Here is a 12,632-nt window from a genome sequence, read left to right as displayed (position 1 = left end):
CGACAATTTAGCGATTATATAAATTTGACTATCATTCTGGCTCTCAAATTTTGAAAGTTTCTAAAGCCATATACATTCCTTTTGATGGTCTTAATTTTATTATTAACTCCCTCTACAATTCCGTTAGAACACCTAGTTTCAAAGTAATTAATAATATAATTTTTCCAAGAATTAAATGTACCTATAAATCTATTCAAAGCTGTATGATTTATTTTTTGAGCTGCTTCTATCCATTGATCTAGTAATTTCTGAGCTTCTTGTCTACTTAAATCAGTATTAAATATATTTTGTAATTCTACTTTTATAAAATAAACTTCTCTAAGCACAGAACTAAACCTAAATGCTTTCAGTAAAATTCGTTTTTCTTTAGCAGTAAGGTCTTTCCAAGCCTTGTATAAAAGCCATTTAATTTGCTTGAAATGCACATTTTTAGCATCTTTTCGTCGCAATTCTTTACGAATTTTATCTAGTACTTTGTTACAGTGTTGAAAAAAATGAAAGCGATCTATTACTACATCAGCATGAGGAAATACTTCTTTTGCTGTAGTGGAAAATCCCTCCCACATATCACAAGAAAATACTTCAATACCATTACAAAAAGCCTCTCCTTTAGCTAAAAAATAACTCTTTAAATACTCTTTATTGCGATATTCTAAAATATCCCAAACCAAACCTGTGTCTAAATCTACCAAAACTACAGCATACTCTTTTTTTCCTTTTTTATAGGCAAATTCATCAATACCTAAACGTTTGGGGAAGTAATCTAAGTGTTCGTCTATTTCACGTTGACTGTATCGTTTAAAAATACCGTTTAAAACATCCCAAAGTATGTTTTCTCGGATAGCAACCTCCTTGAAACTACTGTCTTTCAAACATAAATAAAGATATTTTTCCAAACGATGCGTTTGGTTTTTATGCTTAGATACAAAACTAAAGACTTCTTGAAAATAACGACCACAATCTTCACAATGAAATTGACGAGAAGTTAAGTGTAAAAAAACTTCTTTATCTAAAATATTTCGGTCACGAATAATACGTTCCGAAGTAGAAGTTACTTTTTTGCACTTTTTTAAGCAGTGCGGACACATAGATTCTTCCAAATTACTTTCTCCATAAATAGTCAAACGCTCTTTAGAAGACTCTATTTCTGTTACTGAAAAATCTGAAAATCCTAATAATAGTTCTATTGTAGTAGTATCCATAGGAAAGCTAAATTACAAAATTATCGCTAAATTGTCGGAAGAGCCACCTTTCTTTCTGATTTCATTATTTGAGTAATGAATTTAAAAACGGTATTTAGTCCTCTGTTTTCATAAGGCGTTCCTCTGTAACAGTTTCCTTTTCTGATTACTTCTCCTGTATCTTCATCAAGATATTCGTGGTCGCCAAAAAAATAAAAAACGAACTGATAGGGATGGTTTTTTACGAACATAACGGTTTTTTTGAAAATTTTTGAATCTTTTTTTTATTATAATATACTATAATAGAGTACATTGTAGTACACCATATATACAGTAATATATAGTAGTAGAAACATCATAGTATTTTTAAACAGTATAATCAGCCTAAAGGCTCGACACTCAAATCCATTATATAAGGAACACTATAATTACCTGCAAAAAGTGTAATTATGTTCTTTATAAAAGGCAGTTCTTAACAACCTTCATTTTTGCGACCTTAAAAAATAGGCAACAAAAAAATATGTGAGTTTCTCACACTTTCAAATTCTTACTTAATGCGTCCAAAAAGGGCAAAAATGAAAGTTATTATGTCTGAATGATAAAAATGAATTAGCTTACTTTGAAAGGCTCAAAACGCTTTCTTCTTGTGGTAAATACCAGTAGTTGAGGGTTGATTTTGATGCGAATGTTGCTATCAAAGCGATGATTGGAAGTAGGTTTTATCCAGTTGGGTAAGAATGCTGTAAAACCGTTTTGGGTAGCTTTATGAATCTTTTTGAGGTGGTTGGCTGCTGTGCGTTCACTTCTACACGTCGCAATATCCAAATGATTTAAAAGCCACTTTGAAGTCTCAATATAGAGTTCTCCGTCCTCTAGGACGATAAAATCACAGTTTCCTGCATTATAGGCATTGATAAAAGAGTTATAAATTGAAATTACTGTATTGTACGCATTCAAACGTATTTGGTCTTTGTCAGCTTTACCGATGTTGTATTCATTGATAAGGGTTCGGACATTCGATAGCGTTTTTTCGTGGACTATCCAGTTTGCTTGTTTTGCTTTAATTTTCTCTAAATCAAAGCGTTGAAGGGATTGTATTGCTTCCATAAATAGTAGAATTTATTTGTGCAATAGGGTCTGTAAACATAGATATTTAGTTTCATATTTTTACAACTCTATTGGGTGTTTTTGAGACTTTTTTTTGCTTTCTATGAGGAAAAATACCCTACCCAAAAAGTAGGGTTTTCTCTTCCCTTCATTAATTAACTTTCTTGTTCTTATTGATGTACTCCTTTTCTCTCTCGTTAGATACTTCGACGCTTCGGGTCAAGTCATACAAAAAGTATTTACCCTTGCTTTTTGGCTCAATTTCCTGTCCTGCATCGGTACGAATAAGGCTATTAAGTGCCGTCATTGACAAAGCCGTTTTGAGTTGTTGGATAATCTCTCCCTCTTCATTTAAAAAAGAGACTACTTGATACGATTTCTGACGGCTCACTTTTGGCGTTTTGATACGTACAGATACATTTATCTGCTGTGCGTTTACAAAGTTGTCGGTTGCTTTTGTCGTTTCCATAATGTTTGAAAAAATTGATTGATGAATTGAAAATTAATGTTTGAAAACGTGTTTGAAATACTGTTGAAAAGTCTGTTGGAAACACGGTTTGAAACGTTGTTTTGACTTGATACGCTTTAAACGTTTAGGCTAAAAAATAGCCTTTCTAACCGTGTATTGCGTGTTTATCCGTGTCAAAACGTGTACTTTGCGTGTCAGAAAACACGCTTAGCTCGGTGCTGATTTTTTTGTTCCGTTCAGCCTTCGGAATACTGTTGGAAAGTCTGTTGGACTTTGTGTTTGAAACGCTGTTTCTTTTTCTGTTATGCCACTTGTGCCTACATTTTGGGCTGCAAAACTTGGCGTTTTCTCGTCGCTCACTGATGTCTTTTTTGCATCGTTTACAAGGCTTGAACGGCTTTTTTTTTGTGGTTCTTGTGGCTCATCTTTTACTGCTCCTTCCTTGCTGTCTATATATTGAGAAGTAGTCTTTTGAAATTGGGCAATATGATAGGCTTCTACAAAGACTTTCCCAAAGAAAAAGGCACACCACGCAATACAAAAAATACCTGCTAACTCACAAACCAAAGAACCTATTAATACAAACTTTGCTGTTTGTCCTGTATCTGTATCGTTTTTTGTGAGGGTTTGAAATTCTGTTTCTTTGAGTTCTGATACTGCTTTATCTCTTTGAGCTTGTAGAGTTTTGAGCTGCTCCTGTGTAGTCTGTAAAATTTGGCTCTCTTCTTTTGTAAATCCCCACTTTCTTTTACTCAATCTATCCGTAAGGTCTTGAATAGACTTTTGAGTTTGTGTGATTTGTGGCGTATAGAGATTGTTAATACTATCCTTTTGGCTCACAAAAACACTCTTAATTTCTTGGGTATTGTCGGTCTGCTCCTTTACGAATAATTCTGCTCCTGCTGCGCTGGTGTAAACAGATAAGGCAAGTAAAGGAATATTGATAAGTAGATACTCAAATTTGATACGATGACCATTTTTGATAGACTTTGATTTTATGATACTCTCCACAAAAGGCATTATAAAAATGCGCTTGGTATATTCAATGACCATAAGGAAAAAAGCTGTCAATATTCCTGCTGCAATCATTTTTATATCTTCTCCTAAAAATGAAGGCACTAACGGACTACACACTTTCAAGTACATAAATGTTGCTGCAAACAAACAAGAAAGCATCTGAAAAATATAGCTTGTGATATTGAATACTGAATATCTACCTTTATTCGCTTCTAAAAACGTTTTGTCTCGGTAGGTTTCATAGGCTTTTTCTACTAATGAATTATCGTTGTATTCATTAAATAGCTTTCCTTGATGGTTCTCAAATATTTCGTGTGGTTTCATAGGTGTTTGAGTAAAAAGTCTAATTCTCCTAAATCTATATCCAGTCCTTTTTCAGTTATTTTCTGTGAAATGGCTGTTCTCATCTTTTCCCTTTTGAGTTCGTAGCTCAAAAGTTTTCGGTTCAAGGCTCGTATTTGTAACTGCTTTTTGATTAAGAAAAAGAGACAAATAAAGAGTAAAAAGCTAACGAGGTAAATCATATCTTTAAAGAGTTCATTGCACAACTACTAATTGAGAGGACTTCCATTTTTGGTTTATCTGTTTTTGTAAAACCAGTCTGAAAGGCTTTAATATCTACTTTTATCTTTTGTACTTCCATATTTTGCAGACGAATTAAATAATTTTGGTTGTCTAATTCATCATCGCCCAAAGGGAAGAAAAGTTGAATAGAAGATTGCTCTTCTCCGTTCTTAACAAACATAGATTGATGCTCTAGCTTGTTCCATTCTTTTACATATTTCAAGTAGCCTTTTAATTCAATAATTGGCTTTTCTTCTTCCTTCTCGCTTTTTTCTATTGGTACAATACTCGTTTGGCTCATAAGCATCTTTTGTAGTATTGTTTCATTCGTCTCTCCATATCCTAATAGCCTTTTGAAATGATAAGCTAGTTTTTGGTATTGGTAATCGATACGTTCTTCTCTAGTGTGCATTTTGATTCGGATTAAGTCGTGTAAATAATTCAATTTGTGTACCGTGCAAGGCATCAAGCGAAATTTCACAGGCTTCAAACAATGTTTCGAAAAAGCTACTTGTAGCCAAAAAGGAAGGCATCGGTTTAGCTTGTTTTTTACACATTTGTATAAGCTGTAAATGCTCTGTTATTTTCTTTCTTGCATCTTCTATCTTTTTGGCGCACTCTTTTTTCTGATAGGTTTTCATTTCAGATAAAGACTTAGTAGGGTTAGTTTTCATAGGAGTTATTATAGTGTTGTGCTTGACTTAAAATTTCTTTTTCCTTCAACCAACTTATCCAACGCTGATAAATTTCTTGTTGTCGTGGGTTAGTAGATTCTTGTATGGCTTGTTCGTACAAACTAATTATTCGTTGTCGTAAATTTTTACTCTGATAATAATGAGGGTTTTTATTTGCTTTCATCTTGCAGCTTTTTTAGTGTGTCTGAATGGATTTTATAAGCAAGGCTATGTTTATGAAAGTTCTGTTTTTCTCTTTCTGCAAATTTTACTTTGCTACTTGGTTTTTGATTTTCTAAAAAGGTTTGATAAGCTGTTTTCATTGTAGTTATTGTTTGGATTCTCTGATTGCTTTTTTCTGTCGTAGCACTTCGTCTCGTAGTTGTTTTAAAATTTTATACAGTTGTGTGTCCTTTTCATATTTTGCTGCCTTCATTTGTTGCGAATATCTGTCATACTCGCAGTTTAGTTCGTACAACTTTGCTTTTTGAGCTTCGGTATATTGTGGGTTATTCATAATTTCCTATTATTTTTTTTCCTCTTAGGAAGTTGAAGAATTCATTTTGATGCTCAATAGCTACTTGCATTGTCCATACAAAAAAATCGGATTGATGCCCTATTTTTTCCTCTTCTAATACCCTCAAAAAGTCTATTTTGAGTTTACGATTGATATTTCTCGCTCCTATGCTAGTTAAGTCTGATGCTGTCTTTTTCATATGATTCAAAACTTTTTACAGATAATTTCGTATTTTTGTGTATATTGTTAGTATCTATACGACAAAACTAATAAAAAGTTATTAGTTATCAAACAATTTTTTAAAAAAAATGACCTATTTTTCATACATAAATAATAAATTATTATGAATCAATCGATTAGACTAAAAGAAACTAGAAAGTTTTTACGTGAAAGCCAAGAAGAGTTTGCTACAAACACACAAAATTCTGTGGGTACAATTAGCTTAATTGAAAGAGGTAAGGTAAAAACTATTAATGAAGGCATAATTAATTATGTCCGTCAGAAACAAATTAGTAGCGAGTGGCTACTCTTTGGAGAAGGAGAAATGTTGAAATCTGAATCAGATAGCAATTTAGAATGGAAGGAAAAGTTCAAAGAAGCTGAAAAAGAAAAAGAATACTATAAAGAGAAAGTAAGCAAACTAGAAAGAACCATAATAGATATTCAAAGTAAAATGAATCTAATGTATGGCTTCTTACTGCAAAACTCTGATAAACTAGATTTATCGAAACTAGATTTGGGAAAGCGTAAGGCGTATCTAGTAGGTAGTTTTGTATTTACTTCTAAAAATGAACTGAGAAAGACTTTTATAGATTAAATACAAAATTAGATACGCCTGTTTTGGCAAAACCAAAACAACTACCATATTTTGATAACACGCTGGGTAACACACATAAAAAAAAGTGTGTTAAAGACGAAAAAAGTAATAGGTTCGACTCCCACCAGCTCCACAAAACTAAAGGCATATCTTAACTGATATGCCTTTTATTTTGCTTTAAAGCGTGTTTTTAGTATATTTGTATAGAATCTAAAGGTCTAAAAAAAGGTATAAAACCTTAGATTCCGACATTCATTATACTCCACCGACACCTATGGCAAAAGTTCAAATTAACGAGGCTAAAATCAATATTCTTGAGAGACACCCACTGAAAGACGGAAGGTGCAAACTTGTCATGTCTTTTTTTAAAGGGAATAGACTTCGATTAGATACAGGAGAACGTGTACTACCAGAGTATTTTGATAAAGCATGTCAAAGGGTAAATAGAAGCTGTTTAAGAATAGGCTCTTTTTTTTCAAAAAAGAGATAAAATAGTTATCCTTGTAAATCTTTACATTTGCAATTTCTAACACTTTACCCCTATGTACGTAAACTTATCAAAAAAAAAATAACAGAAAATATTTTACCCTATTTAACTCAATTTAAAAAAGGACATAAACCTAAAATTGCTCTTTGGCGTATTGTTAAAACTATCATTTATCGTCTTAAAACAGGCACTCAATGGAGAGAATTACCTATCAAACAATTTTTTGGTAGAATCTCAATTAGCTGGAATACAGTCTATTATTACTATAACAAATGGTCAAAATTGGAAAGTTGGAAGAATTTATGGACATATTATTTATGTGAATAAGGAGTTAAATTAAAGATAGATTTGTTTTTTAATTTCTTGATTTTCAATTAGTTATAAACTAAAAAAAACAGACTAAGCAGTTTAGCCGTTTTAGATTTTATGCATGACCTAAAACTAATTTTGCTTTACTACAAAGTCTGTGAGTTATACAACTCGACTTTGCAATATAATGTTCAACGTTTCAGTAACAACGGTAATAAAGGAAATATTACCGATGAAGAACTGATTACAATGCATTTATTTGCTCAAATTTATGAACAGAAACACGAAAAAAAACAAGTCTATGACTACATCAAAAATCACTGGTTAGCTTGGTTTCCTACTTTGCCAAGCTACCCAACTTTTTGCAATCGTCTGAACAATTTAACGGGAGCTTATGAGCATTTTATTATTCATATTTTTGATAGTTTGTCTCCAAGCACACAGCAAGAATTGCGTATTATTTTAGGAGATTCAATGCCTATCATAACTTGTTCTGGTAAAAGAAAAAACAAGGTAGCTACTCATATATGCGATAAATCGTATTGTGCAAGTAAAAGTGTATGGTATCAAGGCGTTAAATTACATCTTTTAGCAGACCGTAGAAAAGGCACATTACCAATGACTGTCTATATCCAGTAATTCCCAATGTAAAACATATTATTTATTTTTGAGCTTTCTTTCTCTTCTTTTTTCATGAACGATTCCACTTTTGATAGTCTTTATCAGACTTATGTTCGCCCAGCAGTTCCCAATGTAAATTAAATTAGCAATAAAACGCCTTTCTAGGATTCAAAAATTTGAAAAAGTAGCTTTAAACTCTCTTAAATGTTGATTTTTTTAGCAAAAAAATGACTAAATCATAGCTTTGAGATTGAATTCGTGTTACATTGGGAATTGTTGGGAATTGTTGGGAATTGTTGGGAATTGTTGGGAATTGTTGGGAATTGTTGGGAATTGTTGGGAATATTTGGGTAAACTGCATTGTGAGCAAACGGAAACAATAGAAAAATTTCCAGTAGTGTTCTTTGTTATTTTTTTGGAGGTGCTACACAAAGTATGATATTTCTTCTGTTCTTTCTAAGTCCACCAACGACAAAAATACAAATACGTATCATACTTTTTACAACACCACCATTTTTTTTATTCTTACACCAAGATACAGAAAAAACTATCCAAAAAGCGAATCATCTTTTCCTTTTTCACTTTCAGAATCACCCTTTTTTACATCTCCTTTTACAGTTGGGTCAAATAAAGATTCTGCTGCTGAAGGTTTTGGAACTACAAAGTTAGCTTTATAAATAGCTGGTTCTTCTAATTTTCGTCCTAATGCTCTCCAACCTTTTATGTCTTCTAAGGTATGAAGTAGATAAGAGATTTTGAACTTCTTACGATTTTGTTGGTAGAAAATTTCAACCTTTAGATTACTCTGAGAGTTTTTACTTTCTTCATTTTCAAAATGAACAGCCAAAACTTCTGATTTCTGATGCTCTGGGATAAAGTCAAATTCTTTTGAAACTGTTGTCGTTTCTATTCTAAAACGCTTTATAAAATGTGTTTTAGATTTTCCATCGTAATAAACAGCCGAAATAACAGCTTTTGGATTGAATTTTTTAATAGCTAACACTCGTTTTACATCATAACGATTGGTAAGTTCAAAGTTTGTTTGTTCGTAGCTTCCATCTTTATAAATCACTAAAATAGTATCTTCATTATCAAACTCGCCTAGCTTTTCGCCTATTTCGTCTTTATTGAGTGTTCCTGTTACTGCATCATAATAAATTTCTAATGCCCCAAGTGTAGATTCTCCTTCTTTGGCAAGTTTAATTCTACGAACAGGATATTTTGTAAGTTGATTTCCTTTTACACCACGCCCTTTGATGTCTAATTCGGCAAAATCAAAATCAAAACTCTTGTTTTTGGCTTTACAGGCATTTGACAAAAGAATATTTACTACTTCAGCTTCTCCATTTGGGTTAGCAGAAAAATAATGAACTTTAGATAATTTGTGGTCGCTGGCAAGGTTGTATTCTCTCTCACGAGTTACTCCCAAAACTTGAAAACGTTTTACATAACTTGTTCCTGTTTTTCCATCTAAATATGACATGTTGTAAACCATTCTCTCATCGCCTTTTCTATACACATCAACGTGAATGATGTTTTTTCCTACAAAAACCTTATCAGCCACTTTTACCACTTGCATAACACCATCTTCTCTAAAAATGATAATATCATCCAAATCAGAACATTCCTCAACAAATTCATCTTTTTTGAGTCCGATTCCAATAAAACCTTCTTTACGATTTACGTATAATTTCGCATTATTGGCAGCTACTACACTTGCTTCAATGTTATCAAATGAAGAAACTTGAGTTTTACGTTCTCTTCCTTTTCCGTATTTTTTCTTTAATTCTTTATAATAATCAATCGAATAAGGCGTAATATTTTCAAGATTGTAACGAACTTCTTTTAGCTCTGTTTCCATTTTTAAACGCAAATCGTCTGCCTTTGAAGTATCGTATTTCGAAATTCTTTTGATTTTAATTTCTGTCAATTTTATGACATCATCATCTGTAATTTCTCTGTATAATTGGTCTTTGAACGGTGCTAATCCTTCATGAATTGTTTGGATAACCATTTCCCATGTTTCAGCATCTTCTATTCGATTATAAATTTTCTCATCAATAAAAAGACGTTCTAAAGACGAGAAAAATATTTTTTCTAATAGCTCTCCTTCTCTAATTTCTAACTCTCTTTTTAATAATTCTCTTGTAAAATCTGCACATGTTTTGAGCATTTCATTGACATCAATAAAATGAGGTTTGTCTGCAATAATTACACACGCATTTGGCGAAATAGAAACTTCACAATCCGTAAAAGCATACAAAGCACTCATCGTAACATCAGGCGAAATTCCAGGGGCAAGTTTTACCAAAATCTCTATTTCAGCAGCCGTATTATCGATTACTTGCTTTATTTTGACCTTTCCTTTGTTATTTGCTTTTAAGATAGAATCAATCAAACTTGTCGTTGTCGTACCAAAAGGAATATCACGAATAACTAAAGTCGTTTTATCAAATTGTTCCATTCTAGCACGTACACGGACTTTTCCACCACGCTTTCCTCCGTTATAGTTTTCTATATCGATATATCCTCCTGTTGGAAAATCGGGATAAAGATTTATTTTTTTATCTCTCAACGCATCAATCGAAGCATCTATAAGTTCATTGAAATTATGAGGAAGAATTTTGGTAGAAAGACCAACTGCAATACCCTCAACACCTTGCGCCAAGAGCAACGGAAATTTTACAGGCAAAGCCATCGGTTCACGCTTTCTTCCATCATACGTAAGCTGCCAATCGGTAGTTTGAGGATTGAATAAAACATCAGTTGCAAACTTAGAAAGTCGTGCTTCAATATAACGAGAAGCTGCTGCACCGTCGCCAGTACGCACATCTCCCCAGTTTCCTTGAGCATCAACGAGCAAATCTTTTTGTCCCATATTCACAAGTGCATCTCCGATAGATGTATCGCCATGTGGGTGGTACTGCATCGTCTGACCAATAATATTTGCCACTTTGTGATAACGACCGTCATGCATTTCGTTCATGGCGTGCATAAGTCGTCGCTGCACAGGCTTCAAACCATCTTCTATGCGAGGAACAGCACGTTCCAAAATTACATACGAAGCATAATCTAAAAACCAGTTTTGATACAGCCCCGAAACAGGTAAAACATCAGAAACACCACCTCCATTGAGGGCATTAAAATCTTCTGCGTGTTCTTGTAATGATTCGTCGTCTGCGTGTCCGTTTGTATTATCTGCGCTCATATATTTTATATTTGATGTTGTTGGTGGGGACACCAACAACGGCAAGTTTTGTTTTAGTAGAATGTTAAGTCTGCTTATTTCTAGTTTGAACTAGAAACAAAATACTTTTTGCTAAAAATATTAGTCAAAAAATATCTTATTTGTTTTGAGTTGATTTGAGAATACAAAAATAGCTATTTTTTTTGATAAATGCTAAATTATTTAGCAAAATATTTTTGTAGTAAAATTTGAGAATGCGAAATTACGAAAAAATGATTTAAGAATTTCAAATTTAAAAAGTCAGTTTCTAACACAATCATTCTGATTACATTAATTTTGTATATTTTTGATTTTTAAATAATCTTAGTTCCTAATACCAAATTTACTTTTGCTGTTTATGAAAAATGTGTTTTTATTCTATTTATCAATTTTGATTCTCTTTTTTCTCACTACAAATACTACTTATTCTCAAGCCTTCCGTACTACTTGGAAAACTACTGACTCAACAATTACGATTCGTACAAATGACAAATTGGATTATGATTATGACATCACTTGGAAAAACCTCACTAATAAAGGAGTAGGGGATGGTTCTGCTCAAAACCAAAAAGATAATTGTATAATTACAAACTTGGAAAATGGTAGTATTTATGAAATAGCTATTACACGAATTTTTCCTCGTTTCTACATGGACAGTTTTAAACCTAACTTTAAACTTCAAACACTAGAAGAATGGGGAGAAATTGAATGGCAATCTATGGCAAATACTTTTAGAGGCTGCGAAAATTTAGTTTATAACGCTACTGATATTCCCAATTTAGAAAATGTAACTGATATGTCTGCTATGTTTTCTGAGTGCAAGAATTTTAAGGGTAATGCTACTTTGAATGATTGGAATATAGAAAATGTAACTAACATGTGGGGAATGTTTTATGAAGCAGTTTTGTTTAATCAGCCTATCGGAAAGTGGAACACAAAAAATGTAAAAGATATGAACTTGATGTTTTCTGGTGCTAGTTCATTTAACCAGCCTCTTGATCAGTGGGATACTCAAAGTGTAACTGATATGAGTTTTATGTTTAGTCATGCCACTTCATTTAATCAGTATATTGGAAAGTGGAATACAAAGAATGTAAAAGACATGGCTCTTATGTTTTCTGATGCTATATCATTTAATCAACCCATAGAAAATTGGAATACAGAAAATGTAACAAATATGCATGGTATGTTTTCTAATGCTTTATCATTCAATCAACCTATTGGAAAGTGGAATACAAAGAATGTAAGAGATACGCATGAAATGTTTAAAAGTGCTATTTCATTTGATCAATCTCTTGGAGCCTGGAATATTAGTAATATAGTGCCTTATGAAGAAAGAAATGAAATAGGCTTTAGAATAGTTGGTCAAGGGGATAGTATGATGGATATGCTAGACAGTTGTGGTATGAGTCAAAAAAACTATGATGCAACTCTTTTAGGTTGGGCTACTATTAAGAAAGGAGAAAAAATACCAAAGACAGTTAGGATAGATGCAGAAGGATTGAAATATTGCAAATCTAAAAAAGCACGAAAAAAACTTATTTCTAAATATAATTGGCAAATAAAAGGCGATGAACTTTCTTGTGAAGAAGACTAAAACACAAAACCCCATAAAATAAGAAAAGACAACTACAAATGTGGTT

At 32.6% G+C, this 12,632-nt stretch carries 17 protein-coding genes; 4 read left to right on the top strand and 13 right to left on the bottom strand.

From position 1 onward, the window contains the following. Nucleotides 1–14: 14 nt before the first annotated feature. The 12 genes from ACE193_RS23625 to ACE193_RS23570 form a co-directional block, all read right to left on the bottom strand. Complete coding sequence (locus ACE193_RS23625) at nt 15–1,202, bottom strand: ISL3 family transposase (RefSeq protein ID WP_375560648.1); 1,188 nt, start codon at nt 1,200–1,202, stop codon at nt 15–17. Nucleotides 1,203–1,228: 26 nt separating this feature from the next. Further along, nucleotides 1,229–1,432: a hypothetical protein gene (locus ACE193_RS23620; RefSeq protein WP_375560647.1), complete on the bottom strand. Its 204-nt coding sequence runs from the start codon at nt 1,430–1,432 to the stop codon at nt 1,229–1,231. A 358-nt stretch (nt 1,433–1,790) separates the two neighbouring features. Then, entirely contained in the window at nt 1,791–2,288 is a 498-nt protein-coding gene (locus tag ACE193_RS23615) for a hypothetical protein (RefSeq protein WP_375560646.1), read from the bottom strand. Nucleotides 2,289–2,439: 151 nt separating this feature from the next. Next, a complete protein-coding gene (locus ACE193_RS23610; protein ID WP_375560645.1) occupies nt 2,440–2,757 on the bottom strand; it encodes a hypothetical protein in 318 nt (105 codons plus the stop codon). Nucleotides 2,758–2,964: 207 nt separating this feature from the next. Next, nucleotides 2,965–4,098, bottom strand: coding sequence for a hypothetical protein (locus tag ACE193_RS23605; protein ID WP_375560644.1), 1,134 nt, complete (start codon nt 4,096–4,098; stop codon nt 2,965–2,967). Further along, nucleotides 4,095–4,298 (bottom strand): hypothetical protein, encoded by a 204-nt coding sequence (locus tag ACE193_RS23600; protein WP_375560643.1) that lies wholly within the window; start codon nt 4,296–4,298, stop codon nt 4,095–4,097. Before ACE193_RS23600 ends, ACE193_RS23605 begins: the two co-directional genes overlap by 4 nt. Next, nucleotides 4,295–4,750: a hypothetical protein gene (locus ACE193_RS23595; protein WP_375560642.1), complete on the bottom strand. Its 456-nt coding sequence runs from the start codon at nt 4,748–4,750 to the stop codon at nt 4,295–4,297. The genes ACE193_RS23600 and ACE193_RS23595 overlap by 4 nt, the downstream gene beginning before the upstream one ends. Beyond that, nucleotides 4,740–5,012: a hypothetical protein gene (locus tag ACE193_RS23590; RefSeq protein ID WP_375560641.1), complete on the bottom strand. Its 273-nt coding sequence runs from the start codon at nt 5,010–5,012 to the stop codon at nt 4,740–4,742. The genes ACE193_RS23595 and ACE193_RS23590 overlap by 11 nt, the downstream gene beginning before the upstream one ends. After that, the gene (locus tag ACE193_RS23585; RefSeq protein ID WP_375560640.1) at nt 5,002–5,196 is read right to left on the bottom strand and encodes a hypothetical protein; all 195 of its coding nucleotides are present in this window, start codon (nt 5,194–5,196) and stop codon (nt 5,002–5,004) included. Before ACE193_RS23585 ends, ACE193_RS23590 begins: the two co-directional genes overlap by 11 nt. Then, nucleotides 5,183–5,335, bottom strand: a complete 153-nt coding sequence (locus ACE193_RS23580; RefSeq protein ID WP_375560639.1) for a hypothetical protein — start codon at nt 5,333–5,335, stop codon at nt 5,183–5,185. The genes ACE193_RS23585 and ACE193_RS23580 overlap by 14 nt, the downstream gene beginning before the upstream one ends. A gap of 5 nt (nt 5,336–5,340) precedes the next feature. Next, nucleotides 5,341–5,529 carry a hypothetical protein gene (locus ACE193_RS23575; protein ID WP_375560638.1) on the bottom strand — a complete coding sequence of 63 codons (189 nt, stop codon included), beginning with the start codon at nt 5,527–5,529 and terminating at the stop codon, nt 5,341–5,343. Then, nucleotides 5,522–5,728 carry a hypothetical protein gene (locus ACE193_RS23570; protein ID WP_375560637.1) on the bottom strand — a complete coding sequence of 69 codons (207 nt, stop codon included), beginning with the start codon at nt 5,726–5,728 and terminating at the stop codon, nt 5,522–5,524. Before ACE193_RS23570 ends, ACE193_RS23575 begins: the two co-directional genes overlap by 8 nt. 144 nt (nt 5,729–5,872) lie before the next feature. On the opposite strand from ACE193_RS23570, the gene ACE193_RS23565 reads away from it, so the two are divergent. From ACE193_RS23565 to ACE193_RS23555, 3 genes are all read left to right on the top strand, one after another. After that, entirely contained in the window at nt 5,873–6,346 is a 474-nt protein-coding gene (locus ACE193_RS23565) for a hypothetical protein (RefSeq protein WP_375560636.1), read from the top strand. A gap of 517 nt (nt 6,347–6,863) precedes the next feature. Continuing rightward, the gene (locus ACE193_RS23560) at nt 6,864–7,160 is read left to right on the top strand and encodes a transposase (RefSeq protein ID WP_375560635.1); all 297 of its coding nucleotides are present in this window, start codon (nt 6,864–6,866) and stop codon (nt 7,158–7,160) included. Nucleotides 7,161–7,259: 99 nt separating this feature from the next. Further along, a complete protein-coding gene (locus tag ACE193_RS23555; protein ID WP_375560634.1) occupies nt 7,260–7,781 on the top strand; it encodes a hypothetical protein in 522 nt (173 codons plus the stop codon). A gap of 529 nt (nt 7,782–8,310) precedes the next feature. Here the strand turns inward: ACE193_RS23555 and ACE193_RS23550 are convergent. Further along, nucleotides 8,311–10,971, bottom strand: a complete 2,661-nt coding sequence (locus ACE193_RS23550; protein ID WP_375560633.1) for a DNA gyrase/topoisomerase IV subunit A — start codon at nt 10,969–10,971, stop codon at nt 8,311–8,313. 409 nt (nt 10,972–11,380) lie between these two features. Between ACE193_RS23550 and ACE193_RS23545 the strand changes: the two genes are divergently transcribed. Next, entirely contained in the window at nt 11,381–12,586 is a 1,206-nt protein-coding gene (locus tag ACE193_RS23545) for a BspA family leucine-rich repeat surface protein (protein ID WP_375560632.1), read from the top strand. The last annotated feature ends 46 nt before the right edge of the window (nt 12,587–12,632 follow it).

Source organism: Bernardetia aquimarina (genome assembly GCF_042180575.1).
GTDB lineage: Bacteria > Bacteroidota > Bacteroidia > Cytophagales > Bernardetiaceae > Bernardetia.
The sequence above is the reverse complement of the archived record's forward strand: the minus strand, read 5'-3'. Positions and strand labels throughout refer to the sequence as shown.

Coding starts and splice junctions, on each gene's coding strand:
- ACE193_RS23595 (WP_375560642.1), bottom strand. CDS start 4,750: ATGCACACTAGAGAAGAACGTATCGATTACCAATACCAAAAACTAGCT.
- ACE193_RS23575 (WP_375560638.1), bottom strand. CDS start 5,529: ATGAATAACCCACAATATACCGAAGCTCAAAAAGCAAAGTTGTACGAA.
- ACE193_RS23600 (WP_375560643.1), bottom strand. CDS start 4,298: ATGATTTACCTCGTTAGCTTTTTACTCTTTATTTGTCTCTTTTTCTTA.
- ACE193_RS23615 (WP_375560646.1), bottom strand. CDS start 2,288: ATGGAAGCAATACAATCCCTTCAACGCTTTGATTTAGAGAAAATTAAA.
- ACE193_RS23620 (WP_375560647.1), bottom strand. CDS start 1,432: ATGTTCGTAAAAAACCATCCCTATCAGTTCGTTTTTTATTTTTTTGGC.
- ACE193_RS23570 (WP_375560637.1), bottom strand. CDS start 5,728: ATGAAAAAGACAGCATCAGACTTAACTAGCATAGGAGCGAGAAATATC.
- ACE193_RS23605 (WP_375560644.1), bottom strand. CDS start 4,098: ATGAAACCACACGAAATATTTGAGAACCATCAAGGAAAGCTATTTAAT.
- ACE193_RS23610 (WP_375560645.1), bottom strand. CDS start 2,757: ATGGAAACGACAAAAGCAACCGACAACTTTGTAAACGCACAGCAGATA.
- ACE193_RS23585 (WP_375560640.1), bottom strand. CDS start 5,196: ATGAAAGCAAATAAAAACCCTCATTATTATCAGAGTAAAAATTTACGA.
- ACE193_RS23580 (WP_375560639.1), bottom strand. CDS start 5,335: ATGAAAACAGCTTATCAAACCTTTTTAGAAAATCAAAAACCAAGTAGC.
- ACE193_RS23565 (WP_375560636.1), top strand. CDS start 5,873: ATGAATCAATCGATTAGACTAAAAGAAACTAGAAAGTTTTTACGTGAA.
- ACE193_RS23550 (WP_375560633.1), bottom strand. CDS start 10,971: ATGAGCGCAGATAATACAAACGGACACGCAGACGACGAATCATTACAA.
- ACE193_RS23625 (WP_375560648.1), bottom strand. CDS start 1,202: ATGGATACTACTACAATAGAACTATTATTAGGATTTTCAGATTTTTCA.
- ACE193_RS23590 (WP_375560641.1), bottom strand. CDS start 5,012: ATGAAAACTAACCCTACTAAGTCTTTATCTGAAATGAAAACCTATCAG.
- ACE193_RS23555 (WP_375560634.1), top strand. CDS start 7,260: ATGCATGACCTAAAACTAATTTTGCTTTACTACAAAGTCTGTGAGTTA.